The organism is Hydrogenobacter hydrogenophilus, assembly GCF_900215655.1.
Lineage (GTDB): Bacteria > Aquificota > Aquificia > Aquificales > Aquificaceae > Hydrogenobacter > Hydrogenobacter hydrogenophilus.
In genome coordinates this window covers 89,174-113,314 of sequence record NZ_OBEN01000002.1, presented here as the reverse complement: position 1 = coordinate 113,314, position 24,141 = coordinate 89,174, and the positions used below count along the sequence as shown (strand labels likewise).

At 41.1% G+C, this 24,141-nt stretch carries 28 protein-coding genes and 1 tRNA gene; 10 read left to right on the top strand and 19 right to left on the bottom strand.

Annotated features, from left to right (window positions below; all coding sequences use genetic code 11):
- The first annotated feature begins 44 nt into the window (after positions 1-44).
- From glyA to CP948_RS03280, 7 genes are read left to right on the top strand one after another with little or no spacing between them, the layout of a single operon-like run.
- The gene (glyA, locus tag CP948_RS03310) at positions 45-1,316 is read left to right on the top strand and encodes a serine hydroxymethyltransferase (RefSeq protein WP_096601285.1); all 1,272 of its coding nucleotides are present in this window, start codon (positions 45-47) and stop codon (positions 1,314-1,316) included.
- 32 nt (positions 1,317-1,348) lie between these two features.
- Positions 1,349-1,834: a roadblock/LC7 domain-containing protein gene (locus tag CP948_RS03305; protein WP_096601078.1), complete on the top strand. Its 486-nt coding sequence runs from the start codon at positions 1,349-1,351 to the stop codon at positions 1,832-1,834.
- Entirely contained in the window at positions 1,831-2,400 is a 570-nt protein-coding gene (locus tag CP948_RS03300; protein ID WP_096601076.1) for a GTP-binding protein, read from the top strand. The genes CP948_RS03305 and CP948_RS03300 overlap by 4 nt, the downstream gene beginning before the upstream one ends.
- Complete coding sequence (locus CP948_RS03295) at positions 2,378-3,514, top strand: DUF8082 domain-containing protein (RefSeq protein WP_096601074.1); 1,137 nt, start codon at positions 2,378-2,380, stop codon at positions 3,512-3,514. Before CP948_RS03300 ends, CP948_RS03295 begins: the two co-directional genes overlap by 23 nt.
- On the top strand, positions 3,511-4,407 hold the full coding sequence (locus tag CP948_RS03290) for a c-type heme family protein (RefSeq protein WP_096601072.1): 897 nt from the start codon (positions 3,511-3,513) through the stop codon (positions 4,405-4,407). The genes CP948_RS03295 and CP948_RS03290 overlap by 4 nt, the downstream gene beginning before the upstream one ends.
- A 19-nt stretch (positions 4,408-4,426) precedes the next feature.
- Positions 4,427-4,960, top strand: coding sequence for a molybdopterin adenylyltransferase (gene mog / locus CP948_RS03285; protein WP_096601070.1), 534 nt, complete (start codon positions 4,427-4,429; stop codon positions 4,958-4,960).
- Between the two features lie 15 nt (positions 4,961-4,975).
- Positions 4,976-6,034, top strand: coding sequence for a DnaJ C-terminal domain-containing protein (locus CP948_RS03280; protein WP_096601068.1), 1,059 nt, complete (start codon positions 4,976-4,978; stop codon positions 6,032-6,034).
- Here CP948_RS03280 and CP948_RS03275 read toward each other — a convergent pair.
- Genes CP948_RS03275 through CP948_RS03250 form a run of 6 tightly spaced genes read right to left on the bottom strand, consistent with a single transcriptional unit; the run spans position 6,024 to position 9,115 of the window.
- Positions 6,024-6,599 carry a 3'-5' exonuclease gene (locus tag CP948_RS03275; RefSeq protein WP_096601066.1) on the bottom strand — a complete coding sequence of 192 codons (576 nt, stop codon included), beginning with the start codon at positions 6,597-6,599 and terminating at the stop codon, positions 6,024-6,026. The genes CP948_RS03280 and CP948_RS03275 overlap by 11 nt on opposite strands.
- A 17-nt stretch (positions 6,600-6,616) precedes the next feature.
- Positions 6,617-7,114 (bottom strand): peroxiredoxin, encoded by a 498-nt coding sequence (locus tag CP948_RS03270; protein WP_096601064.1) that lies wholly within the window; start codon positions 7,112-7,114, stop codon positions 6,617-6,619.
- Between the two features lie 36 nt (positions 7,115-7,150).
- Positions 7,151-7,561 carry an NUDIX domain-containing protein gene (locus tag CP948_RS03265; protein ID WP_096601062.1) on the bottom strand — a complete coding sequence of 137 codons (411 nt, stop codon included), beginning with the start codon at positions 7,559-7,561 and terminating at the stop codon, positions 7,151-7,153.
- 3 nt (positions 7,562-7,564) lie between these two features.
- On the bottom strand, positions 7,565-8,506 hold the full coding sequence (trxB, locus tag CP948_RS03260) for a thioredoxin-disulfide reductase (RefSeq protein WP_096601060.1): 942 nt from the start codon (positions 8,504-8,506) through the stop codon (positions 7,565-7,567).
- Complete coding sequence (gene trxA / locus CP948_RS03255; protein WP_096601058.1) at positions 8,506-8,826, bottom strand: thioredoxin; 321 nt, start codon at positions 8,824-8,826, stop codon at positions 8,506-8,508. The genes trxB and trxA overlap by 1 nt, the downstream gene beginning before the upstream one ends.
- A 1-nt stretch (position 8,827) precedes the next feature.
- Entirely contained in the window at positions 8,828-9,115 is a 288-nt protein-coding gene (locus CP948_RS03250; RefSeq protein ID WP_096601056.1) for an ArsR/SmtB family transcription factor, read from the bottom strand.
- 89 nt (positions 9,116-9,204) lie between these two features.
- Between CP948_RS03250 and CP948_RS03245 the strand changes: the two genes are divergently transcribed.
- Entirely contained in the window at positions 9,205-11,190 is a 1,986-nt protein-coding gene (locus CP948_RS03245; protein WP_096601054.1) for an LPS-assembly protein LptD, read from the top strand.
- Here CP948_RS03245 and rpe read toward each other — a convergent pair.
- The 9 genes from rpe to CP948_RS03200 all read right to left on the bottom strand — a co-directional run bounded on the left by rpe (position 11,168) and on the right by CP948_RS03200 (position 17,258).
- Complete coding sequence (gene rpe / locus CP948_RS03240) at positions 11,168-11,836, bottom strand: ribulose-phosphate 3-epimerase (protein ID WP_096601052.1); 669 nt, start codon at positions 11,834-11,836, stop codon at positions 11,168-11,170. The genes CP948_RS03245 and rpe overlap by 23 nt on opposite strands.
- Positions 11,837-11,840: 4 nt before the next feature.
- Positions 11,841-12,413: a CDP-alcohol phosphatidyltransferase family protein gene (locus CP948_RS03235; protein ID WP_096601050.1), complete on the bottom strand. Its 573-nt coding sequence runs from the start codon at positions 12,411-12,413 to the stop codon at positions 11,841-11,843.
- A gap of 12 nt (positions 12,414-12,425) precedes the next feature.
- Positions 12,426-12,513: transfer RNA gene (locus CP948_RS03230), tRNA-Ser, on the bottom strand.
- A 16-nt stretch (positions 12,514-12,529) separates the two neighbouring features.
- A complete protein-coding gene (gene pstB, locus CP948_RS03225; RefSeq protein WP_096601048.1) occupies positions 12,530-13,303 on the bottom strand; it encodes a phosphate ABC transporter ATP-binding protein PstB in 774 nt (257 codons plus the stop codon).
- 4 nt (positions 13,304-13,307) lie between these two features.
- Positions 13,308-14,195 carry a phosphate ABC transporter permease PstA gene (gene pstA / locus CP948_RS03220; RefSeq protein ID WP_096601046.1) on the bottom strand — a complete coding sequence of 296 codons (888 nt, stop codon included), beginning with the start codon at positions 14,193-14,195 and terminating at the stop codon, positions 13,308-13,310.
- A complete protein-coding gene (gene pstC, locus CP948_RS03215; protein ID WP_096601044.1) occupies positions 14,192-15,169 on the bottom strand; it encodes a phosphate ABC transporter permease subunit PstC in 978 nt (325 codons plus the stop codon). The genes pstA and pstC overlap by 4 nt, the downstream gene beginning before the upstream one ends.
- A 12-nt stretch (positions 15,170-15,181) precedes the next feature.
- The gene (gene pstS, locus CP948_RS03210; RefSeq protein ID WP_096601042.1) at positions 15,182-16,177 is read right to left on the bottom strand and encodes a phosphate ABC transporter substrate-binding protein PstS; all 996 of its coding nucleotides are present in this window, start codon (positions 16,175-16,177) and stop codon (positions 15,182-15,184) included.
- Entirely contained in the window at positions 16,174-16,413 is a 240-nt protein-coding gene (locus tag CP948_RS03205) for a hypothetical protein (protein WP_096601040.1), read from the bottom strand. Before CP948_RS03205 ends, pstS begins: the two co-directional genes overlap by 4 nt.
- 50 nt (positions 16,414-16,463) lie before the next feature.
- On the bottom strand, positions 16,464-17,258 hold the full coding sequence (locus CP948_RS03200; RefSeq protein ID WP_274536691.1) for an SAM hydrolase/SAM-dependent halogenase family protein: 795 nt from the start codon (positions 17,256-17,258) through the stop codon (positions 16,464-16,466).
- Between the two features lie 220 nt (positions 17,259-17,478).
- Between CP948_RS03200 and CP948_RS03195 the strand changes: the two genes are divergently transcribed.
- Entirely contained in the window at positions 17,479-17,826 is a 348-nt protein-coding gene (locus CP948_RS03195; protein ID WP_096601037.1) for a hypothetical protein, read from the top strand.
- On the opposite strand, the gene CP948_RS03190 is transcribed toward CP948_RS03195, so the two are convergent.
- From CP948_RS03190 to CP948_RS03180, 3 genes are read right to left on the bottom strand one after another with little or no spacing between them, the layout of a single operon-like run.
- Positions 17,819-18,799: a glycosyltransferase family 9 protein gene (locus CP948_RS03190; RefSeq protein WP_245810068.1), complete on the bottom strand. Its 981-nt coding sequence runs from the start codon at positions 18,797-18,799 to the stop codon at positions 17,819-17,821. The two genes, CP948_RS03195 and CP948_RS03190, sit on opposite strands and share 8 nt — an antisense overlap.
- Positions 18,738-18,971, bottom strand: coding sequence for a MoaD/ThiS family protein (locus tag CP948_RS03185; protein ID WP_096601033.1), 234 nt, complete (start codon positions 18,969-18,971; stop codon positions 18,738-18,740). Before CP948_RS03185 ends, CP948_RS03190 begins: the two co-directional genes overlap by 62 nt.
- 5 nt (positions 18,972-18,976) lie before the next feature.
- Positions 18,977-20,485, bottom strand: coding sequence for a hypothetical protein (locus CP948_RS03180; RefSeq protein ID WP_245810067.1), 1,509 nt, complete (start codon positions 20,483-20,485; stop codon positions 18,977-18,979).
- A 60-nt stretch (positions 20,486-20,545) separates the two neighbouring features.
- On the opposite strand from CP948_RS03180, the gene CP948_RS03175 reads away from it, so the two are divergent.
- Positions 20,546-21,331, top strand: a complete 786-nt coding sequence (locus tag CP948_RS03175; protein WP_096601031.1) for a CsgG/HfaB family protein — start codon at positions 20,546-20,548, stop codon at positions 21,329-21,331.
- Here CP948_RS03175 and mgtA read toward each other — a convergent pair.
- On the bottom strand, positions 21,328-24,009 hold the full coding sequence (gene mgtA / locus CP948_RS03170) for a magnesium-translocating P-type ATPase (protein ID WP_096601029.1): 2,682 nt from the start codon (positions 24,007-24,009) through the stop codon (positions 21,328-21,330). The genes CP948_RS03175 and mgtA overlap by 4 nt on opposite strands.
- Positions 24,010-24,141: the final 132 nt, after the last annotated feature.

The window sequence follows — 24,141 nt, the reverse complement described above, 5'->3', positions numbered from 1 at the left end:
TCCTTCTTGTTTACTTTTTATATAATATTTTTTACGGAGGAAAAATGAGACATCTGTTTAATACAGACCCAGAAGTTTATTCGGCTATAGTAAAAGAATACGAAAGACAGTTCTACCATTTTGAGCTTATCGCTTCAGAAAACTTTACTTCTCTTGCGGTTATGGAAGCGCAAGGTTCTGTAATGACCAATAAGTATGCAGAGGGCCTTCCCCACAAAAGGTATTACGGTGGTTGTGAGTTCGTGGACATAGTGGAAGACTTAGCTATAGAAAGAGCAAAGGCACTTTTTGGTGCAGAGCATGCCAATGTACAACCTCACTCGGGCAGTCAGGCAAACATGGCGGTTTACATGGCAGTGTTAAAGCCAGGGGATACCATAATGGGCATGGATCTAGCACACGGTGGACACCTTACTCACGGCGCTAAGGTCAACTTTTCAGGGAAAATATACAACGCAGTCTACTACGGTGTGCATCCAGAAACGGAAACCATAGATTACGATAGCATGTACAAAATAGCAAAAGAGCACAAACCCAAGCTCATCATAGGTGGTGCATCCGCATACCCCAGAGTTATAGACTGGGAGAAGATGAGAGAAATAGCGGATAGCGTAGGTGCTTACTTTATGGTGGATATGGCACATTATGCAGGCTTAGTAGCGGGCGGTGTGTATCCCAATCCGGTACCCTTTGCTCACTTTATAACCTCTACCACTCACAAGACTTTGCGCGGACCAAGAAGCGGGTTTATTCTCTGTAAAAAGGAGTTCGCAAAAGACATAGATAAGTCAGTATTCCCGGGAATTCAGGGTGGACCTCTCATGCATGTTATAGCAGCCAAGGCTGTAGCCTTCAAAGAAGCTATGAGTGAAGACTTTAAAGAGTATGCAAAGCAGGTTATAGCCAATGCCAGAGCTATGGCTGAAGAGTTTATGAAAGAAGGTTTCAAGGTGGTCTCTGGAGGAACAGATAGCCACATAGTACTTTTGGATCTAAGAAATACAGGCCTTACGGGTAAAGAAGTAGAAGAGGCGCTTGGTAGAGCTAACATAACTGTTAATAAAAACGCAGTTCCCTTTGATCCATTACCTCCAGTAAAGACTAGCGGTATAAGAATAGGTACTCCAGCAATGACTACCAGAGGTATGAGAGAAGATGAAATGAGAAGAATAGCCAAGCTTATATCCAAAGTCATAAAGAACATAACAGATGAAAAGGTAATCAATCAGGTAAGGCAAGAAGTTATAGAGATGTGCGAGGAGTTCCCTCTCTACCCAGAACTTAGAGAAAAAATATCTACACTAAAACAAGCGTAAAGATATAAACTTTTAATGGAAAGGGGGAAGCTATGGAACTTGATCTTATAGAGTACGAGATAGAAGACAGTATAAAAAATAAGATCAGTAGAATTCTTGAAAATCTTATTTCCAAAACATCCGCTCACATAGTAGTTCTAAGCGATGATGCAGGCAGAATTGTAGACATAAAGGGTAAAGAAACTGCGGAAGATAGGTCGGAATTTATAGCAAGCCTCATGAGCGGTATATTTGGAGCTGCTTCAGAGATGTCCAAAATGCTCTCTATAGAGGAACTTGACCTTCTACAGTTTGAAGGTAGAAAGGTTGATGTGATAATAAAAGCTATAAAACCCAGATTCCTCATAGGCATATTAGTGGATAAAGGGGTTGCATTAGGAAGCGTTAGACTATTTTTGAGAGAAGCATCTCAAGAGCTTGAGGAAATTTTTTCTAATATAAAACTCTTACCTGCCAAAAAGATAAAGGTGGATGTGAAAACTCTTGAGGAAAAATTAAACAGGATCATAGGGGCATGAAGCTAAAGCTTGTTTATTTTGGTTCAAGCTTAGCAGGTAAAAGCACCAATGTGAAAAAGCTATACGAAATTCTTAAAGATAAGGGCATAGCTAAGGGGGATTTTGTGAGTATGGAAACGGACGAGCAGAGAACACTTTTTGTAGAGATGTTTGTAAGCAGTATAGACATAGATGGAGTAAATGTAGATGTGAAGATCTTGACCACACCCGGACAGTTTAGACTTCACCCACTCAGAAAGGTCATTATGAAAGGTGTTGACGGACTGGTTTTTGTAGTAGACAGCAGTATAGAAAGAAAACAGGTCAATTTTCTGGTGATGAGGGAAACAGCAGCGGTGTTGAAAGAGCAAGGAGAAGACCTCATGAGGTTTCCAGTGGTAGTTCAGTACAACAAAAGAGACCTTCCAGATGCCATGCCAATAGAAGAGATGCAGATGATGTATAACCCTTGGGATGCGGACTTTGTAGAAGCGGTAGCCATAGAAGGTAGAGGTGTATTAGAGACTTTTGTAAAAGCCATTAAGAACATATTGGTGTTCAAGTATGCAAAAGATAGCTCTTTATAAGGACCTTAGCTTAGAGACTGTAGACCTGAAAAACTTAATGCAGGAAGTAGCGCACAAAAAACTATCCGGGTATTTCAAGATATCTTATTGGAACTCGGACGATTACTTACTTTATACAGAAGGAGATTTTTTATGGGGTGTAAGTATAGATAGAGATGGGACAAGAAGGGAGATAACAGCACAAAACTACGAACCCAAAAACACAGAAGGTAGCGTATCCTTCTATCAGGTGCCTGTGGTTAATCTGCTCATATTCAAACACCAGTATAACGCACCACCAAGCCCTTACAACTTTGCAGGTTATGGTCAGGAGTTCCTTGCGTGTGTTAAGCTTTCGCACATTGACATATACAAACTCATGGAACAGATAAAGAGGTCTCATATAGACGGATATCTCATCATGTGCAACAGGGAAAGGTTCACCTTTATGCTTATGTTCCAAAAAGGTCTTCCTATATGCTCTTACCACCATAACCTTTATACCTCAAGCAACCTTCAGAAAGTAGAGATACAAAGGGACGATAGCTATGTGGCAGTTTATGTAACAGAACCTGAGCTTCCTCTGATCATATCCTCCATGAGCACGCTCAAGAAGGAAAGAGAAGGAACCGTTGCCAGTGAAGAAGAGCTTACTCTTTTCAGGAAAGAAATAAGTAACAGAAAATTAAGTGCACTTCTTGATCTATTCCTCTATAGTGGTGAAAGGTTATATGAATTCTTTTATCGTGGTGCTTCTCTCTTAAAGCTTTTGCATAACATGGACCAGATAGACACAACAAGCCATGGTATAGCTCCCGGTACTAAAAATAACTTTTCCCTTTACAGTCTTGATGTAAAGGAGTCCCCTTCACCCATACAGGTGGAGTTTTACGAAGGTACAGAACAAGAATACCTTGAAGAGGAAAAGGTAAATGCTGTAAAGACGCACTTTATTGAGGAGATAGGACCCATAGGGCCACTACTTTGGAATAAAATACTGAAGGACAGAGGTTATACGGAAAGGAGCATGAAGAAGGAAGATCTCAAAAAACTTATAGATGTGCTGTATAGAGAGATTCCAGATAGTATGCACGCAAATAGGTTTTTAGAAAAAGTAAGGAGGGTTGTGGAATGAAACTGCCTTTGCCAAAAAGTATAAGGTGGAAAGTAGGTCTTCCCATCTTAGTTATAGGCATAGCCTCAGGTTTAGCGGTGGGTTTTTACTCTTACCAAAACTCCGTGGATCAAGCCAAAGATACCACAAAGGAGAAAATAAAAACTGCCATGACCTTTACCAAAGCATCAAGAGAGTATGTAAGAAGCATACTAAGACCTAAAATTGACGAAATTTTGGCAAGCGGTTGTTCCAAAGAGGACTTTATACTTGAAGCCCAATCTTCGAGCTTTTTCACTGCATCTATCTTCAAAAAAGTGAGCGAAGAGATGCCTAACTTTGCACTAAGACAGGTAGCTTTTAATCCTCTAAACCCTAAGGACGAACCCAATGAGCTTGAAGCCAAAATTATAGTCTTTATGAGAAACACTGGGAATAAAGAGTACTCTGATATAACAAACTACAAAGGGGAGAGGTACTTTGTTTATGCATCCGCAGTGGTGCCAGATGCAAGCTGTTTGAGGTGCCACGGTCAGGTGCAGAACATGCCAAAAGTAATTCAGACTTTATACAAACCTCAGCACGATCTTAACTGGGAAGTGGGAAAGGTTCAGGGCGCTGTCATGGTATTTGTGCCTTTTGAATCAACCATATTAAAAGCTCAGTTAACGGGTCTGTACAGAGGGCTATTCATTTTTGGTCTCTTTTTAGCTCTGACTCTCTTTATACTCTTTTCCCTTGACAGACTAGTCTTTAAGCCTGTGGAAAAGTTAGAAAGAAAGGCGGAAGAAATAGCTAAGGGTAATGTAGATGAGCCTGTTGACATCAAGTCAGATGACGAGATAGGAAAGCTTGCGGAAGCTTTTGAGAGAATGAGGGTAAGTATAAAGAAGGTGATGGATCTTCTCAAGTGATTTTTGTATAATCTTTTCCATGCAGGAGAAAGCTAAGATAGGAGTGCTTACCATATCAGACAGAGCAAGTAGAGGCGAGTATGAAGATATAAGCGGTAAGTACATCATAGATTACCTTAACGAAGTTTTAACCTCACCCTTTGAGGTGATCTACAGGATCGTTCCTGATGAAAGGGATATTATAGAAGGTGCTCTTATACACATGTCTGATGTGGAGAACTGTTGTCTTATACTCACTACTGGAGGTACTGGTCCAGCACCTAGGGATGTCACCCCTGAGGCAACGCAGGCAGTTTGTGAAAAGATCTTACCCGGCTTTGGAGAGCTTATGAGAAGCGTGTCTTTGGCACAAGTGCCTACAGCTATACTCTCAAGACAATTAGCAGGGATAAGAGGTAAAACTCTAATAATAAACCTACCGGGAAAGCCACAGTCCATTAAGGTTTGTTTAGATGCGGTTTTTCCCGCAGTGCCTTACTGTATAGACCTCATAGGTGGACCTTACATAACTACAGACGAAAAAAAGATCAAAGCCTTCAGACCTCCAAAGTGAAATAAATTAAAAAGAATGCGCATAAAGGATTACTATCAGATATTGGGAGTAAGTAGAGACGCTACAATTGATGAAATAAAGAGAGCTTACAGAAGGCTTGCCAGACAGTACCATCCAGATGTTAGTTCTGAAGAAGATGCTGAGGAAAAGTTCAAAGAGATAAACGAAGCCTATCATGTGCTTTCTGACCAAGAAAGGAGAAAGCAGTACGATAGCATCCTAACAACAGGTGATGAGAAAAAGTACAAGGACTTTATGGAGTATATACAGGAATTTTTAGAGAGCATATGGCAGGGTATGAGAAGAGCACCAAAACCCAAAAAAGGTGCAGATATAAGGCTAAAACTTGAGCTCTCCCTTGAAGAGGCAGCCTTTGGGTGTGAAAAAGAGATAGAGTACGAAAGGTGGATGGACTGTCCTTCCTGCGAAGGCAAAGGCTACATGGGGCAAATGGAAAAAGTAGTGTGTCATGCCTGTGAAGGTACCGGTAGGAGAATAAGCGGTATATTCAACTTCCCTAGACCTTGTTCTGTATGTAAAGGCAGAGGATTCATAGTAAAAAATCCGTGTCCTTCCTGCGGAGGAAGGGGAAGAGTAGCCAAGCATAGTGTTATTAAGGTAAAGGTTCCTCAGGGTACAGATGACGGCGAGATACTAAAAGTTCCGGGCAAAGGACACATGGGGGAGAGAGGAGGGGAAGCAGGAGACTTATATCTTAGGGTAAGCCTAAAACCTCACCCCGTTTTTAAAAAGATAGGTAAGGACCTTCACACAGAGGTTTTTATTTCTTTCCCTTTAGCTGTTTTGGGAGGGATCACTAAGATAAAAGCTCTTGACGGTACTTACCACGAGGTGTTTGTGCAACCCGGCACCGAGTGTGGTTCCACAAAGAGATTTAAAGGTTTGGGTTTTCCCGGAGGAGACCTTGTGATCACCTTCAGAATAGAGGTTCCAAAAAATGTAAACGCAAACATGAGGTCCATTCTTGAAAAGCTTGCTAAAGAGATGAGAGAAGAAGGAATAGACTACACAGGTGGAATGATAAATAAGATATTAGGTATACTCAGGCTTTAGATATTTTCTTTATTTCTAAGTAGTCGCCTACTTTCAACTGATTCCAAAGGAGGTTTAAAAGCTCTATAAAAAGATACGCAGTCGTTTCCGCATCATCAAGGGCTCTGTGTAGTCTTCTGTACTTTATGTTGAAGTAATCAGCAAGGTCTTTGAGAGAGTATTTTTTTATATGGGGAAGTATATTCCTCGCAAGGTTCAAAGTACATATGTGGGGATGTTTGAATCTTTTTCCGTAAAGGGTTCTGTAAGCTTTATCTATAAAAGCTATGTCTTTTTCTATGTTGTGGCCTACTATGATACTATTTCCTACAAACTTGAGAAATCTCGGCAGTACCTCGTAAATACTTGGCTTTCCCACTATCATAGCGTTTGTGATACCCGTGAGTTTAACTATCCTTTCTGGTAGCAGATAGCCGGGATTTACTAAAGAACTGAACCTTTCTGTAATCACACCACCCTCTACCCTCACACAGGCTATCTCTATTATATCCGCACTTTCCTCATCAAAGCCCGTGGTTTCTATGTCAATGCTCACGAAGGTACTCTCGAGTAGAATCTCTTTCATTATGTTATCATTTTAGCTTATCTGGATGTTATATATTGAAGCACCTGATGAGGGTCAGAGGCAGGGTCTACTCCCCTGTAGATTTTCTCTACAATACCTTGCGGGTTTACTATTATTGTGTCTCTGGAACAGAAACCTGCTATAACCGTAATACCGTATGCCCTTGCCACTTGTCCCTTAGGATCTGAAAGAAAGGTGACTCTCAGTTGGTACTTTTCTTTAAACTTCCTTATGGCTTCTAAACTATCTGTACTTATACCAAAAACTTTGGTGTTAGCTTTCTCAAAAGCTGGCATAAGTTTTGTGTATTCCTTTGCCTGCGTAGTGCATCCGGGAGTGTCTGCCTTAGGGTAAAAGTAGAGCACCACCCATTTACCAATATAATTTTCTAATCTTTCTATCTTTCCTGCATCCGAGTAAAGAGCAAATTTGTAAGCAGGCTGACCTTCTTTTATAGGTTTCCCTGTAGATGCTATGCCTAAAAAGCTAAGAAGGGATAGTATAAAGCTTTTCATGACTTTATTTTCCTCCTTTATTTTTTAAATTACTACCTAACTCCTAATGAAGTCCAAAAGTATCTGCTTGTGGTCAAAAACTAATTTTTCAAAGGGTATATCCTCAAGTTTTACGACATAAACCTTCTTGGCATCACTGCTCGCATGGGGTTTGCCCCACGCATCAAGAAGGAAGACCAACGACACTACATGAAATCTGGGATCTCGTTCGGGGTGAGAATAAACTCCAAATAATCTTTTTATGTTTGCATCCAGACTAGTCTCTTCTTTTACCTCCCTGAGTATAGCTTGTTCTACAGTTTCCCCTATCTCCACAAACCCACCTGGCAGGGCAAATCCGTAAGGTGGATATAACCTCTCTATGAGCACTATACCTTTGAAAAAATTTCCTTCCCAAAGCCTTACTATGCCATCTACTGCAAGAAAGGGTGTCTTAGGTTTTTCCATAAGTTAAAAGTTATGCTCTATATACTTTTCCGCTTCTATAGCTGCAATACATCCCTCACCTACCGCAACAGCTACCTGACCCGTTGAGCCCTTTCTACAATCTCCTGCCGCAAACACTCCCTCTACATTAGTTCTCATCCTCTCATCAGTTATCACATACCCATTCTCGTCAAGCTCAACGAAACCTTTCAAAAAGCCTGTGTTGGGTTCCAAACCTATGAATATGAACACACCTTCCACCGCTAACTCAGACATTTGACCCGTTTTTGTGTTCTTGAGTATAAGTTTTTCAACAGCATGGTTTCCTTTTATTTCCTCCACCACAGTATCAGGAATAAACCTTATCTTAGGATTGGAAAAGACTTTTTCCTGCAGGTGTTTTTGCGCTCTTAATGTATCCCTTCTGTGTATGAGATAAACTACGCTACCAAACCTTGTGAGAAAAAGAGCTTCTTGTGTTGCAGAATCACCACCACCAATAACCGCTATAGGAGAGCCTTCAAAGAGAGCTCCATCACAGGTGGCACAGTAAGACACTCCTCTGTTTAAAAATTCGCTTTCTCCCGGAACCCCAAGCCTTCTTGGATTAGAGCCTGATGCTATAATAACGGTTTTTGCTCTAATTAACTGATCATTTCTCAGATGAATAAATATCTCCTTACCTTCCTTCTCTAACTTTACCGCTTCCGCTTTGACCACTTTTAGCCCAAATCTTTCTGCTTGAGCTTTGAACCTCAAAGATAGCTCTTTACCGCTTATACCTTCTGGAAATCCCGGATAGTTTTCTACAAGGTCTGTTATGGCTATCTGTCCGCCTATGGTCCCCTTTTCAAGCAGAAGGGTATTTAGTTTTGCCCTCGCACAGTAAAGACCTGCGGTAAGACCCGCAGGACCACCACCTACGATGATGCAGTCGTAAAGGATGTCTTCGGAGATCTCCACCATCAGATGTGACTAAGTATCATCTGCTTGAGAGCTTCCTTAGGCTGGACCCCTATTCTTGTGTCCGCCACCTCACCCTTATAGAAAAGCATTATGGTAGGTATAGCTCTTATACCGTACTGCATGGCTATGTTTGGGTTTTCATCTGTGTTTAGCTTACCAAACTTAACTTTGTCGCCCAGTTCCATAGCAAGTTCTTCTATAATGGGTGCTATGATCCTACAAGGACCACACCAAGGTGCCCAAAAGTCCACTACAACTGGCTTGTCAGAGTTTATCACTTCAGTATGCCAGTTGCTCTCATTAAGTACTATCACACCCATTCTAAACCTCCTTACTGAGAATTTTGTAGATCTCTAACACTCTTTCATCTTTGATATAGTAGCACACTATGGAACCATCTCTCTTACAACCTACTATACCTTTACTTCTCAAGACACTAAGGTGTTGAGATACATTAGGTTGTGAAGTGTTCAAAAGCTCACTCAGGTTTTTTACACACTGTCTGCCTTCAATAAGTACTGAGATGATCCTGAGCCTTATAGGATGCGCCAGAGCTTTCAAAAATTCTGCCCAAGCTTCTAACTTATCTTCAGAAAGCACCTCTACCATTTTTTTCACCTCATATGTTGATATTCTACCATAATACAATAAGAATATCAATCGTTTTTTAAATTTAGACCGTAGCGTATAATATTCAAGTGTTAAGGACGGGGATTATTCTCGCATTATGCACATCCTTTGCCTTTTCTGCAGAGATATTTTCTGACTACCTTGAAAGGTTGCCTGACAAAACGCTCATAGCGAAAGGTCGTGTACAGGCTTATTACGAAAAATACTACTTAGAGGCAGATTATGTTAGGTATAATCCGGAAACTAAGGAGGTTTATGCTGAAGGAAATGTTTACGTTAAGTCCTTTGATGGTAGGATTGAGGCGTGGGGCAGGATTGCTTTTTTGAACCTTAGAGAGGACACGGGATATTTTTTGGATACTAACGGACGGTTTGAAAAGTTTTACATTACTGCACAGCGAGTAGATAAAGATAAAGAAGTTTATTATGTTGAGAAAGGAGACATAACCACATGCCCACCAAGCAGAAAGGAGATGACACTATGTTTCTCCCATGCCAAAGTGACTGAAAAGTATGTGTTTTCTTACAATAACTCACTGAGGCTTTTTAAGCTCCCTATTGCTTACTTACCTTTTTCTGTATTTCCTGTAGGTGATAGGCGCTCGGGACTCTTACCTCCTGTTATAGGCTCCAATACATACAACACTTTTATATACCAGCAACCCATATACTGGGCTATATCACAAGACAAAGACGCCACTCTTACCCTTGACATCAGAGATAAGCAAGCATCGGGGCTTTCTCTGGAATACAGGCAGGCTATATCAAAAAAGAAAGATGTGTACGCAGATGTAAGCCTATACAAAGAGCCTACTCCTCCCGGCAGGTGGTGGGAAGGAAGAGACCTTAGCACTTTTAGGGAAAACAGATACAGGATAAAGTTTGACTTAGATCTTGGTAATTTAAAAGCCGGGCTTGATACAGCATCTGACCCTTACTTTCTTCAGGATGTTTATTTACACACCAAAGACAAGACTATTCCTTACTTAACATCTTACATTTCTTACACTAAGGATACTGATAGCATTTTATTTAACTTCAATGCGGAGAGATTTTACGACACTACTTCGCCAAACAACAAGCAAACACTTCAAAGATTGCCAGAGATAGGTTTGTATTACAAAGACAGACAGCTTTTTGGAAAACTTTACTTTAATGCAACCTTCAATTACACTAACTTTTATAGAGAAGTAGGACCAAGAGCCCACAGAGTGTTGTTATTTCCTCAAATAGCTCTTCCACTGAATGTATTTGGCAGAGTTATATACTCTACTTTGACTTTTGAAGAAGGTTTTTATTTTTCATCTAACTTATCCAACACAGACAAAAGCTTTTCCACTGTTCACCTGAGCGAGCGCTTACCTTTTTTCTTTGATAAAAAGTGGAAAGACTTAGACCTTAAAAATGTTTTGGAACTTTCCTACAGCTACAGACCAAAGGGTTATAACAATCCAAGATTTGACAACCTTGACAGCATAGATAAAGAGAATACCCTCAGGCTTACCTTCAGAAACTACACCTTTTACAAAGGAAGACAGGTTTTGAGCTGGTACTTAGAAGGAGGATATAGCTTCTTGGAGAGCTTTTCTTTTGGTGGACAACAGATAAATAAAAAATTTGTTCCCGTAAGAAGCATAATTTCGTTATTCCCTTTCCCTTTTGTGAATTTAAACAGCGACGTTCTTTACGATCCAAATCATACTCAGATCTTAAATAACACTACTTATCTTAACATTTATTTAAAACCATCTAATATTACCTTAGGTTATGTGCAGTCAAAAGATATTTCGGGAAACAGACTCAATGACCAACTCCTTATTTCCGCAAATTCTTCTTACAAAAACATAACCATGACCTTTGGGCTAATACACGATAACAGGAGCAACAAGGATCTTTTGAGGCAGATAAGGTTAGATTACGCGGGTGCGTGTTGGAGTTTTGGCTTGCTTTTAAAAGATAACTACGATGGCAACAGGAAGAAGTACATAAAGGAGGTATTTTTGACCTTCAATGTGTTTGATCTGCAAAAACTTACACTGCCTCTAAGGAGATGAGTTTTTCCTTTATCCTTCTTGTCTGCTCTTCTATATTCTCATAGGAGAATATACCCGAGCCTATTACAAACACATCCGCTCCAGCAAGTGCTACCTGCTTTATGTTCTCTTCCTTTATACCGCCGTCAATCTCTATAAGGATATTGGGATTTATGCTGTTGACCATCTGCCTGAGTTTTTTAAGCCTGTCTATGGATCTCTCTATAAACTTCTGTCCACCAAAACCTGGATTCACAGACATAAGCAAGACAAAATCTGCATAATGAAGGGCCTCCTCTATAGCATACAGAGAAGTTCCCGGGTTTATTACCACACCTGCTTTGGCACCCAGGTCTTTTATCAGTTGTAATGTCCTGTGGATGTGTGGGTTGTTCTCTATGTGCACACTTACCCAATTGGCTCCTGCCCTTACAAACTCAGGTATGTATCTATCCGCATTTTCTATCATGAGATGTACATCTAAGGGTAGTTTACAGTGTCTTCTTATGCTTTCTACGAGGACAGGACCAAAGGTTATGTTGGGAACAAAATGCCCATCCATCACATCAAGGTGTATAAGGTCCGCACCACCTCTTACTACCGCCTCTATTTGCTCACCCAATTTCCAAAAGTCTGCAGAAAGCACAGAAGGTGCAAGGAGTTTCATACTACTATTTTAACTGTCTTTTGAAGGCAAAAACTCTCTGAAGTACCGTTATAAGAGAACCAAAAAGTATAACAAGGATAGATATTTCTATCATGTTAAGAGCTATCCCTACAAGTAATGTTAGCCATCTTTCTGTTCTTTCAAAAGTTCCCACATTTAGAGTATATCCAAGACCTTCAGCTCTTGCTTTTGCGTAACTTACCCCAAAAGAGAATACCAAAGCAAGTAGGGACAAGAAAGATAAGTAATCTTCCTCTGCTGAGAGGCTAATGGCTATGAAAGGTGAAGCGTCAGAAAATCGGTCTACAAGGGAGTCTAAAAAGGCACCAAAATCGCTTTTAGTTCCGTTTTTTCGCGCAAGGGAGCCATCTATGGCATCTGCAAGGCCACCTAAAGCGAGGAATGCAAAACTCCAAAAGTACATGTGCCTGTAAAGAAGGACAGAGCCTACTATGACAAGGACTAAACCCAGAAGAGTTATTGTGTTGGGATTTATATGCGCTCTTGTAAGCACAGTCAATACTGGCTGTATGCTTCTTTCAAAGTGAGGTTTTATTTCTCTTACCAAATAACTCATCTTCTTCCCTTACGGCGAGGGAGGGATTCGAACCCCCGGTGGGCTTTGAACCCACAGCGATTTTCGAGACCGCCCCGTTCGTCCACTCCGGCACCTCGCCTGATATTAATTATAGCTTATCCAAATCTGCCAGTTATGTAATCCTCTGTGAGCTTTTTATCTGGCTTTGTGAATATCTTCTCCGTGTAGTTAAACTCTATAAGCTCACCAAGATACATAAAGCCCGTGTAATCGGATATTCTTGCAGCCTGTTGCATGTTGTGAGTGACTATGACTATGGTTATCCTCTTTTTGAGTTCTACTATGAGTTCCTCTATCTTTGCGGTGGATATGGGGTCAAGTGCTGAGGTAGGCTCGTCAAAGAGAAGAACCTCAGGCTCAACCGCTATAGCTCTTGCTATGCACAGTCTTTGCTGTTGTCCTCCCGATAGGGAAAAGGCACTTTCCTTTAACCTGTCTTTTACTTCATCCCAAAGAGCTGAATCCTTCAAGGCCTGCTCTACTCTGTCCTTTAGCTCGCTTCCTTTTATACCTTTTAGTCTCAGTCCAAAAGCTACATTATCAAATATGGACATGGGGAAGGGGGTAGGCTTTTGAAACACCATACCTACTCTACTCCTTAGGTCTATAAGATCCACATCTCTGTCAAATATGCTCTTATTATCAAGAAGTATATCTCCCTCGTACCTATTTCCCGGATACAAATCATGCATTCTATTAAAACACCTCAACAAAGTGGTCTTCCCACACCCAGACGGACCTATTAGTGCGGTTATTTTTTTGTCGTATATGGGTATGTTTATGTTTTTTAGAGCCTGGTTTTTTCCGTAATAAAAGCTCAGATTTACTACCTTCATCCTCTCTTTCAAAAGGGTCATAACTTCGGGCATCTACTTACTCCTCCTTGTCTTTACTCCTTGTGAAAGAACGAACTATGTATGTTAAGGGTCTTAGTAGATTTCCGTGTAACACAAGTTTAGCTGTTATTGAAAGCAGAAGCACACCCATGGTGAGTACAAAAGCTGCTGCCCACGCTTGCTCGTGCCAGTATTGGTAGGGTCCCATAACATAATCAAACATGGTAACGGTAAGGGAAGCCATAGGTTTCATAAGGTTCAGGTTCATGTAAGCGTTGTTAAAAGAAGTAAATAGAAGGGGAGCGGTCTCTCCTGATATCCTGGCTACTCCTAGTAGCACGCCTGTAAGTATGCCTACCTTAGCCGCTCTGAGAATGACGCTCTTTATAACCTGCCACTGATAGGCACCTAAGGCGTATGCTGCCTCTCTCATCTGCTGAGGTACCAGCTTTAACATCTCATCTGTGGTTATAGCTATGACTGGTATCATAAGCAATGCAAGAGCAACTGCACCGGCAAGACCATTGAAGTGTCCAAGAGGCTTTACCAAAAGGGCATAAACCACCGCACCTATCACTATAGAAGGTGTGCTTACCATTATGTCCGTTATCTGTCTGAAGATTACAAATAGCCTGCTGTGTCTCGCATACTCAGAAAAAAATATGCCTGCAGCTATACCTATGGGAACACCTATAAGCGTACCAAGAGATGTAAGTATAAGGTGTCCTACGAACGCATGTCTTAGACCACCTCCCTCTACGCCTGTGGGTGTAGGATCTAAGTATATAAGCTCTGGTTTTAGGTACTTAAAGCCGTTAACAAACAAGGAGTATAGTATCCAAAAAAGCCAGAATATACCGTACACCGCCATAAAGGTAGAGAGACTGAGCATGAAGAAGTTTAAAAATTTTCTGTAGGTCTTCATGTCTTCCACCTCTTTTCTAAGCGTAATATCATATACTTAGCAACAGCAAGAAGAATGAAAGAGATCAAAAAGAGAATAAATGCCAGCAAGTACAGAGAGGATAAATACAGTCCTGTGTCCGCTTCGGTAAATTGGTTGGCAAGAGCTACAGTTATGGTGGTAAAAGAATCAAACAAGGACTTGGGTATCTGAGGGTTGTTTCCAGCAACAAAGGTCACTGCCATGGTCTCACCTAAGGCTCTACCAGTAGCTAAGATGAGGCCGCCTGCTATGCCACTTGCCGTGTAAGGTATGACCACGTGTCTTATAACCTCCCACTGGGTTGCACCAAGGCCATACGCAGACTCCTTCATAATGGAAGGAACCATATTAAAGCTATCCCTTACTACAGAAGCCATGAAGGGTATGATCATGATGGATAGCACCAAACTCGTTGTTAACACGTCTACCCCAGTGGGTATGCCAGAAAATAACTGACCTATTATAGGTAAATGGCTCAGTTTATCCTGTAGCCAAGGTTCTACTTTATCACCCATTACTGGAGCAAGTACCAAGAAACCCCACATACCGTATATGATGCTGGGTATTGCAGCTAAGAGCTCTACTGCGGTGGATATAATAGGTTTTAGCCACTTAGGTGAAAGCTCTGTTATAAATATGGCTATACCTAAAGAAACGGGAGCGGCTATGAGCATAGCCAGAAAGGTGCTTGTCAGGGTGCCTACCACCATGGTAAGTCCACCAAAGTCACCAGCTACAGGATCCCAATTGGGATTAAGTAGGAATCTTAGTAGTCCAAAGGTGTCTATGGCTAATTTGGACTCTTTAAAAAGTATAAAGATTACGATAAGAGGAAATAAAAGGCCCACAAAGAGGGCCCATATGCCAAGGGAAATCTTTACAAACTTGTCTACCCTGCCAGCGCGTATCTTGATACTGTTGGCTCTGTCCTTTACGGAGCTCACTATCTGCATATTATAACATCATCAGGGAGCAACACCGTGTTCCTTCCAGTATTCAAATATCATGTTCTTCACATTTGAGGGCATGGGTATGTAGTGTAGCTCCTCTGCATATTTGTCTCCGTTTTGATAAGCCCACTTGAAGAAAGTTGTAGCTTTTTTAGACCTTTCTGGTTGATCCTTTGCAAGGAGTATGAAGGTGGCACCCGCTATAGGATAGGTATTTTTTCCGGGTTGGTCTGTGAGCACTTGGTAAAAGTGTTTGGATTTGTCCCACTTAGCGTATGATGCTGCTGATTGAACCGTTTTGATGCTGGGCTCTACAAACACACCTTCCCTGTTTTTGATCCTTGCCATAGGCAAGTTGTTTTCTTTTGCATAAATGTACTCCACATAGCCTATACCACCTTGAGATCTTTTGACATAATTTGTAACACCGGGGTTACCTTTACCGCCTACTCCTGTAGGCCACTTGACAGAAGTACCATAGCCTATTTTTTCTTTCCACTCGGGACAAGTCTTGGAAAGCCAGTTGGTAAATATCCAAGTAGTACCAGAGCCATCGGACCTGTGAACCACCACTATGGACCTGTCTGGTAGATTCACATTAGGATTAAGCTGTTTTAGGTATGGGTCATTCCACTTTTTTATCTTACCCATGTATACATCACATACAGCTTTGGCATCTAAGTTCAGTACTGTCTTTCCGAGTTCAGGAACGTTATAGGTTATCACTACAGCACCTATAACTGTTGGAAACTGCAGAAGACCGTGCTTGTTTAGTTCTTCTGGCTCCAGTGGTGCATCAGAGGCTCCAAAATCCACAGTTCTGTTTATGATCTGCCTTATACCACCACCAGAACCTATACCTTGATAGTTTACTTTGTTGCCTGTAGCTTTGTAAAACTCTGCAGCCCATCTTGTGTAGATGGGTTGAGGGAAAGTAGCTCCAGCTCCCGTGATTTCCATGGCTATTGTTATGGTACCAAAAGTCAGAAGGGCTAAAGTAGTCTTTTTCATGGTTTTACCTCCTTACTTAGATTTTTCTCCACAGCTTTTTGTATCATACTCTCTATCTCTTTGTTTCTTTCGTCCATATCTTTGCGAAACTGCTCAGAAAGCTTCATGGCTTCTTCCGGTGTTATGATGTTCTTTTCCGTTAAAAGTTCTAACAAAGTATCCAGTGCAGGATGATTTGTGCCCGCAAAACTCAAAAAAGGTGTGCATAGCACGGCGATTATAAGGATTCTCTTCATGTTTCTACCTCCTTGCTCTAATATACTGCCTAAGAAGTGTTAAGAATTGGTTAAGATGTGTAAAGAATCACCTCTTCTCCCCTTTTGACTTCTAAGAGAGCTTGTGCATTGCCCATAGGTATAAATAGTTCCATGTAGCCAAAGCTTCCGCACACAAAGGCCGGTTCCTTTTCTTTCTTTTGAAGGAAGTAAGAAACAACATCCAATTTTCTTCCTCTGAACTCTCCGTATATGTAGTTTCCGCACGGGATATTGGTAATACAGTTGCCAAACTTGTCAAAGTAGATAATCTTCCCAACTACTTTATTTCCCAAAAGTTTTGGCTCTTCCCAATCTAACAAAAACTTGTACTCTATCCTTTTACCTACATTTTCCAAAGGTGTACCTTTGCTAATGTGTCCCGCTACAGGTGCAAAGACATCCCTTCCGTGAAAGGTTTCGTTAATTCTTGGCAGGGTGAACCTCTCTATCTTGTAAGCAAAGATATTCTCTTTTATATCTTTCAAAGCAAGGTCAAAGATGCCGTTGTGAGGACCTACAAAAAAGTACTTACCGCACCTTAGTGCTAAAGGCTCTCTCTGAGAACCTACCCCCGGGTCTACCACACATACAAAGATGGTGTTTTCTGGAAAGTACCTATAGTGAGCTTTCAACAAAAGCGCTCCCTCAAGCACATTGAAGGGTTCTACTTGGTGGCTTATGTCCACAAGTTGAAGCTCTGGGTTAATAGACAACATGACTCCTTTCATAGCACCAACAAAACCGTCCTTTGTGCCAAAGTCTGTAAGAAGTCCCACTATGGGTCTCACAGAGTGTTTAATAATTCCCAAAGCTTTGTCCTCCAAGACTTCGGTAGTCCCTCCACTCTGAAAAGGAGCTAACCATGCTTGCTACCTTCAAAAGACAGCTAAGGGTAATCACACCTATATTATTATAGCTTGTTAGGCTTTTGAAGGCTGTTTTAAGAAACCAAGTTCTGTCAATGCTCTGGGCTTTTTCAAACACCCTCTCTCATAACTTGAAAATTTTTTCCATCTGACTCAAATTATAATTGAGGTTTGAGCCATGGATATAGCATACCTTGAGGACTTACTGTTTAAAAGCGTTGCCAAAGAAATAGAAGATCTGTACCAAGAGGTCTTGCAGATGTACAGCTTTGATGAGGAGGTGCTCAACATCGCCAGGAGCATAAAAGGTATGTGCGATTACATACTCAGCATCTACAGAGAGATCCCTAATCCCGAAAAAAAGTTAGACGCATCTCTCTACACGACCCTTTACAATGTGCTAAAAGATATGAAGGCGACTCTGTATGACCTTACAGTAGCAGAGGGAGAACAGCTTTACTATGTCATATCTTCTGCATACCAAAAGCTCAACGGAGCTAACAATCTTCTTGAAAGGCTCACCTAATTAGTGTAAGCAGAGCAGATGCTACTGTCTGAGGCTCTATTTGCAAACACTCATAAGTTTTTAGTTTGCAATGGCCTTTTCCGTGAGGATCACAAGGTTGACACTTTAAGTTTTTTAGGAGAACTATCCCCTCATCTGGATACAAAGAAAAGCCCAAGGTGGGGTGTGTACCTCCGTATATCTGAACCGCTTTTGTGCCTACCGCCCTTGCCATGTGTAAAAGCCCAGAATCATTACCTACAAAGGCACGAGCCAGCTTGATAACTGCAAGAGTATCAACAAGAGAAAGTTCACCACACAGATTTACGCCATCAAACCCTTCTGTCAAAAGCCTGTCTTGTCCATCTCCTACCAAAACCACCTTAATACCTTCTTTCTTTAGAAGGTCCACCACCTGTTTAAAATAGGGATACCTTTTCTTCTTGTACCTGGCACCAGGTGCTATACACACAAAGTTATCTCCAAGCTTTTCCTTCCACGCTCTTAGTCTTTCCTCTGAGACTTCTATGTTAGGTCTAAATCCCTTCTGACCGATAGCCTCCAGATAAGCGTCTACTACGTGGTAAGGTTTTCTGAGGGCTTTAACATATACCGCTAACCTTCTCCTTATGCTCTGCTTGTTGTAGCTCTTCCAAGAGCCTCTTATAAAAAGCCTAAGGACAATGGTCTTTAGATTTTTCTGAAGGTCCACATATAAATCAAAACCTTTCAATTTTTTAAGGGTATCCTCTTGAAAGAGTTCTTCTTTTTTTACCTGTATTACGCTTAGTCTTTTGTCATCTTCAAATATATCTCCATAAGGTTCAAAAGTAAGAAGATGAGGATGATAACCCATGTCTTTGAGAGGTTCTACAACACACGAAGAGAGCACCACGTCGCCTAAGGAGGATAATCTTACAATAAGAGCTTTCTTATCCACCGCTAACAGGAGGTATAAGAGCCACCCTTTCGTTGCCCTTGAGCTGGTAGTCATCACTCACATACTCTTCGTTAACTGCAAATTTTATTCTCTCCAAAAGGTCCTTGAGATCTGGATATCTGCGAACAAGTTCAAGCCTAAGTTCTCTCACACTACCGCTAAAATCTATCTCTTCCTGATCCTTTTTCAATCTCTCTCTCAGTATGGAAAAGTAAAGGAGTTTCATTTTATTTAATATAAAACCTTTTGGGAGCTTACTTCTACATAATAGGTCCCGTCTTTGGAATAGCATCTGAGAGTGTAGTTTGGGAGCTTATCAAACATCCTTATGAGCTTTATGTAGCTTCTCCACGGAGGAATCCTGTCAACGGTAAGTTCCGTACCTTCTTGAGAAAGATTGAGAGAACACCATAATAGATCACTGTCTTTCTTAAACTTTAAAAGGATGTATTTATCCGTAAGCTCGTATTTGGATACCTCAAGGTTAGCTTGTGGAAAGGACACCTTGTTATCCCCAGGAGCCAAACGTACGCCTATTCTTTTACCGTTTGGGTATCCTGCTTCTACATACAGCTCTCCTTCGTAGGGTATTTGGATAACTCCTCTCGCTGAGCTTTCGCAGGAGCCTTCCATTGTGAAGTTTCCATCCGTTGAGTAAATACGGAGCTTTGCAGAAGGACTTAAACCTTCAAAGTTTATACTTTTAAGTTTCATTTCCAAAAGAGCGCTTCCAGTAAAGTTCTGCAACTTGATGAAGGTACTGTATCGCATAACACACGGTTCTTTTACAGTACCAAGCACCTGAAGGTAATAAGTCAAGTAAGGTTTGTATACAAAAAGCTCTCGGTACGATACGGGAAACCTTATGCCAGCGTATTCCCCAAAGAGCCTATAAGCGTCAGGTTTTTCTCCTGTAAAGTGTACATCCAAAACTTTACACTCACCCTCCTCCTGACAAGCCCTTTGGAAGTTCACAGAGTTTTTGGCTACAGAATAAAAAAGTCCATCAGCATAACCTGTGAAGATGAGCGTACCGTCTGAGAGCATCTTTTCAGAAGATACACTCAAAAAGGTATCTTTTGCGCTTAACACACCTTCATAAGAGCCGTAAACCTCCATACTGCTTATGCCCTCAGGAAGACTAAATGGTAAGTTGTACTTTCTGTAAATTAAGAGCTCCGTATTAGAAGGTTCTTGAAGATACCTAAGTCTCCAGCCTTTACCATCATAGTAAGCAACATAAGAACCTACCATGTAAGCGGACTCACTTTGAGAGGTTGAAAAGTTTGCGTTTAAGCTATAAAGGTCTTCACTCAGAAGGTAGAAGTCCACATCTTTTGCTGGCTTCCATTTATCAGCAAAAACTTCATAAGAGGAAACACTCTGTTGAGAAGGTTTCATGTCCATTATTAAGGTGGTATCTTTTTGCAGGTCTACTGTTTTATTTGCGTAATAAACAGGATTACCCTCAGGATCGTATATGGCAGATTCTATAAGTCTTTCACTACCTTCAGGAACGCTCACAGAAAAAGATACCTTATCTCCCGGATAAAAGATACCTTCCTTAGTCTGCACTATGGGTTCAAACTCTTCACCCGAAACTCTAATTGATACCTTTGTGTAATAGGGCGCAATGGAGGTGTTTAGTTTCAGGACTATGTCCACACTCTTTTGACCTCCTCCACACGCCACCAACCAGAATAAAAAAAGCACGCAAAGAGCAAGTTTAAGTAAACCCATTGTCAGATATCCCCATTGAGAGGTGTTATAGTATTATAATAACGCATCAGGAGGAGGAAGATGAGAAGGACTATCTTGGGTGTATCGCTTTTAGCGTCTCTAACTTTTGCAGAAGAGAGCAACACAAAGACTACGGAAAGACAGATACCTGTGGTTAAGTGTTCTGCTCCAGTTTATTCTATAATGGTGATGGAGTTTGACTGTAAGGCTAACTCCTGCCAAGATTCCTATGCTGGAAATCCAAAACTCGCTTACATTTATGAGGTGCTTTCAGGTAGCGGTGGAGTAAAGGGGTTTGGCAAAGGACTTTCCACCATGTTGACAAATGCACTAAAAGCAACAAACTGTTTTAAGATAGTGGACTTAGAACAGTATGAAAAGATGAAGAAACTTCTTGCTGCTACAGGACAAGAAGTAAAGCCTCCTAAGGTGGATTACACCATTTTGGGTTCTATCACAGCTCTTGAGCTTGAAAGAAGCGGTGGAGCGCTTGGAGGTGGACTTATACCCATTCTTGGAGCTATAAATGTAAAGAAAGACATTGCCAAGCTTGGCGTTGATGTGAATGTGATGAAACCAGAAACTCTTGAAGTAGCTTTTTCTCAATCTTTTGATGCAAGCTCAGAAAAGTCCTCCTGGGGACTTTTTGGTGCAGGATGGGGAGGAAGCGGTGCTGCAGGTGGTGGTTGGAGCGTCAGCAAAAACTTATCTTTGGACATGGTAGCAAGAGATGTGGTGGTCCAAATAGCTAACTCCTTAGCTGAGAAGTTAGTGCCCGACAAGATAGTGCAAAGGCCTGCACCACCAAAGAAAGAGGAAAAACAAGAAGTACAACCCGGTAGTTAAAAAAGATCACCGTACCTTTTGATGAACCTGCCTTTTAAAAATTGAGCCAGTGTGAGGTATCCCATTATGGCAGGTAAAAGAACATACCAGAAATAAAGACTTGGAAGAGGTCTCATACCAAGTTTCTCACCAAACACTGTAAAAGGCAAGAGGCTACCTATAAACAAAGCTATGGCAGTGAAAAGAACAACTAATAGTCCGGGAAAACTTCCTATTAGAGGAAGTTTTTTTGTCCTTAGCATGTAAACTACCATAGTTTGCGTCCAAAGGCTTTCAACAAACCACCCAGTTTGAAAAAGAGATACAAACTGATTTTTTAATCCGGTAGACAGATGGTTATAAGTGCCTAATACTGCCGGACATACGACAAAAAACAGCATAGCGAAAGTAAAAATATCAAAAAGGGAGCTGGCAGGTCCAAACCACAGCATAAAGTTTCTAATTCTTTTTGCAGACCACCTTTTGGGTCCTTCTATGTACTCTTTATCTACTCTATCAAAGGGTATAGATGTCATAGAAAGATCATAAGTAAGGTTTAGAAAAAGAAGTTGGAGTGGAGCCATGGGTAAGAAAGGTAGAAAGACGCTGGCAACAAGTACAGAAAAGACATTTCCGAAGTTAGAACTTGCGGTTATGGATATATACTTGGCTATGTTGGCAAAAGTCTTTCTTCCTTCTACAACACCGTTTTTAAGTACCATAAGGTTTTTTTCCAAAAGAATTACATCTGCAGATTCCTTTGCTATATCAACAGCATTATCTACGGATATGGCTACATCAGCTTCTCTCATAGCAGGTGTATCGTTTATACCGTCTCCCAGAAAGCCTACTATGTGTCCCTTACTTTTTAGAACTTTTATTATCCTCGCTTTCTGTGCAGGAGTTAGCTTGGCAAATATGGTTGTTTCTTCTATCACACCCATGAGTTCTTCATCACTCATTCTTTCTATTTGATCTCCCAAAAGTACATGCTTTACATCTATTCCTACTTCTTTGCATATCTTTTTAGCCACTATGTGATTGTCCCCTGTTAGTATCTTTATATCTACACCACAGGCTTTTAGTGCCTGTACAGCTTGGGGAGCGGTTTCTTTGGGTGGGTCAAGAAAAGCCAAAAAACCCATAAGCACCATATTACTCTCGTCCTTAACTCCAAAAATACCTTCCGGGGGTACATGGTTTTTTTGAGCTACTGCAAGCACTCTCATGCCATCTTCGTATAACTTTTCTACCATCTGGAGCACTTCAGCTTTTATTTTGTCAGTAAGAGGGATCACACGGCCTTTGTACTCCACCAAACTACACACAGAAAGAACCTCTTCTACCGCACCTTTTGTGATGAGCTGTCTCTTTTTACCTCCTGCAACAGTACTTTCTAAAACCACGGACATCCTTCTCCTAACAAAATCAAAGGGTATCTCATCTACTTTCTTGTAGACCTTCTCTAATACGCTTCCTTCCATGCCTTTTTCTCTGCCGTACTCTAAAATGGCTACATCAAGGAGGTTCTTCAGACCCGTTTGGTAATAGCTGTTTAAAAAAGCATGTCTAAGCACCCTCTCTTCCTCTTCTCCGTGTATGTCCATGTACTTTACAAGGATCACCTTGTTAAGTGTAAGGGTACCCGTTTTGTCTGTACATAGCACATCCATAGAGCCAAGATTTTGTATAGAGTCAAGCCTCTTCACTATGGTTTTGCGCCTTGCCATCGCCACTGCACCTTTTGCAAGGTTAGTAGTCACTATCATGGGTAGCATTTCTGGTGTGATTCCTACCGCTACCGCAAGAGCAAACAAAAGAGCATCAAACCAGCTTCCTTTTGTGAGTCCGTTTATAACAAAAACTAACGGGAATATAACCGCTATAAACTTGATGAGAAGTTTACTAACTTCGTTAACACCTTTCTCAAAGCTCGTTTGGGATCTACGACCTACAAGGCTTTTAGCTATAGAACCTAAATAAGTGCTTTCACCGGTAGCCAGTACTACGCCTATACCAGAACCGCTCGCCACGCTTGTTCCCATAAAGCAAATATTTTCAAGGTCCAAAGGGGTTGGTTTTTCTAGAAGCTCTTTGATAAGGTTTGGGTACTTCTCAACGGGCTCGGACTCTCCAGTAAGAACCGCCTGATTTACAAATAGATCTTTTGAACGTAGAATCCTTAGGTCAGCAGGTACCAAGTCTCCCGCAGACAGATAAACTATATCACCAGGAACAACCTCCTCTATGTTTATTTCCACTATACCCTCGTCCCTTCTTTTGACCAATACAGTAGTGTGAACCATGGCTTTGAGCTTTTGGGCTTCAAGATTAGACTTATACTCCTGCAAGAAGCGCAAAACACCGCTCACTATTACCATCACGCTTATGATGATTATGGTGCTCCAGTCCCTTTCGTCTGGAGGTGCAAAGAGAACATCCGTCATATAGGATACCATTGCAAGAAACACGAGAATCCCGATGAAGGGATTTATAAAGGCTTTTAATAACTCTATGTACCATGGGGCTGGCTTTTCATGAACTATCTCATTACTGCCAAATATCTCAAGTCTTCTCTTTGCCTCATGTGTAGATAACCCCTCTTCTGAGCTATCCAAGGAATAAAACAGCTCCTTTATATCCTTTTTTGCAAACTCCACAAGCCTATCAAAGTTGTAGCTGTTTTTTCTCCTCTTCATCGGGAAAGTTAATTATATTTGCGTATCCAGATGTTTCCTACTAAGGATATGATAAGCTTTATAAAAAATTCATGTTGTGGGTTTGATGTTATAATATAATCAATAAACTCTTAGCTCAGGAGGCAATGAATT

Excerpts from the sequence above, each read along its gene's own strand:
- trxB (WP_096601060.1), bottom strand. The coding sequence starts at position 8,506 with ATGGTGGAGATCTCCGAAGACATCCTTTACGACTGCATCATCGTAGGT.
- CP948_RS03280 (WP_096601068.1), top strand. The coding sequence starts at position 4,976 with ATGCGCATAAAGGATTACTATCAGATATTGGGAGTAAGTAGAGACGCT.
- CP948_RS03190 (WP_245810068.1), bottom strand. The coding sequence starts at position 18,799 with ATGACTACCAGCTCAAGGGCAACGAAAGGGTGGCTCTTATACCTCCTG.
- CP948_RS03295 (WP_096601074.1), top strand. The coding sequence starts at position 2,378 with ATGCAAAAGATAGCTCTTTATAAGGACCTTAGCTTAGAGACTGTAGAC.
- CP948_RS03250 (WP_096601056.1), bottom strand. The coding sequence starts at position 9,115 with ATGGTAGAGGTGCTTTCTGAAGATAAGTTAGAAGCTTGGGCAGAATTT.
- pstS (WP_096601042.1), bottom strand. The coding sequence starts at position 16,177 with ATGAAAAAGACTACTTTAGCCCTTCTGACTTTTGGTACCATAACAATA.
- glyA (WP_096601285.1), top strand. The coding sequence starts at position 45 with ATGAGACATCTGTTTAATACAGACCCAGAAGTTTATTCGGCTATAGTA.
- CP948_RS03290 (WP_096601072.1), top strand. The coding sequence starts at position 3,511 with ATGAAACTGCCTTTGCCAAAAAGTATAAGGTGGAAAGTAGGTCTTCCC.
- trxA (WP_096601058.1), bottom strand. The coding sequence starts at position 8,826 with ATGGGTGTGATAGTACTTAATGAGAGCAACTGGCATACTGAAGTGATA.
- CP948_RS03300 (WP_096601076.1), top strand. The coding sequence starts at position 1,831 with ATGAAGCTAAAGCTTGTTTATTTTGGTTCAAGCTTAGCAGGTAAAAGC.
- CP948_RS03185 (WP_096601033.1), bottom strand. The coding sequence starts at position 18,971 with ATGAAACTCCTTTACTTTTCCATACTGAGAGAGAGATTGAAAAAGGAT.
- CP948_RS03195 (WP_096601037.1), top strand. The coding sequence starts at position 17,479 with ATGGATATAGCATACCTTGAGGACTTACTGTTTAAAAGCGTTGCCAAA.
- rpe (WP_096601052.1), bottom strand. The coding sequence starts at position 11,836 with ATGAAACTCCTTGCACCTTCTGTGCTTTCTGCAGACTTTTGGAAATTG.
- mog (WP_096601070.1), top strand. The coding sequence starts at position 4,427 with ATGCAGGAGAAAGCTAAGATAGGAGTGCTTACCATATCAGACAGAGCA.
- CP948_RS03175 (WP_096601031.1), top strand. The coding sequence starts at position 20,546 with ATGAGAAGGACTATCTTGGGTGTATCGCTTTTAGCGTCTCTAACTTTT.
- pstC (WP_096601044.1), bottom strand. The coding sequence starts at position 15,169 with ATGCAGATAGTGAGCTCCGTAAAGGACAGAGCCAACAGTATCAAGATA.
- pstA (WP_096601046.1), bottom strand. The coding sequence starts at position 14,195 with ATGAAGACCTACAGAAAATTTTTAAACTTCTTCATGCTCAGTCTCTCT.
- CP948_RS03265 (WP_096601062.1), bottom strand. The coding sequence starts at position 7,561 with ATGGAAAAACCTAAGACACCCTTTCTTGCAGTAGATGGCATAGTAAGG.
- CP948_RS03235 (WP_096601050.1), bottom strand. The coding sequence starts at position 12,413 with ATGAGTTATTTGGTAAGAGAAATAAAACCTCACTTTGAAAGAAGCATA.
- CP948_RS03270 (WP_096601064.1), bottom strand. The coding sequence starts at position 7,114 with ATGAAAAGCTTTATACTATCCCTTCTTAGCTTTTTAGGCATAGCATCT.
- pstB (WP_096601048.1), bottom strand. The coding sequence starts at position 13,303 with ATGCCCGAAGTTATGACCCTTTTGAAAGAGAGGATGAAGGTAGTAAAT.
- CP948_RS03180 (WP_245810067.1), bottom strand. The coding sequence starts at position 20,485 with ATGGGTTTACTTAAACTTGCTCTTTGCGTGCTTTTTTTATTCTGGTTG.
- mgtA (WP_096601029.1), bottom strand. The coding sequence starts at position 24,009 with ATGAAGAGGAGAAAAAACAGCTACAACTTTGATAGGCTTGTGGAGTTT.
- CP948_RS03275 (WP_096601066.1), bottom strand. The coding sequence starts at position 6,599 with ATGAAAGAGATTCTACTCGAGAGTACCTTCGTGAGCATTGACATAGAA.
- CP948_RS03205 (WP_096601040.1), bottom strand. The coding sequence starts at position 16,413 with ATGAAGAGAATCCTTATAATCGCCGTGCTATGCACACCTTTTTTGAGT.
- CP948_RS03305 (WP_096601078.1), top strand. The coding sequence starts at position 1,349 with ATGGAACTTGATCTTATAGAGTACGAGATAGAAGACAGTATAAAAAAT.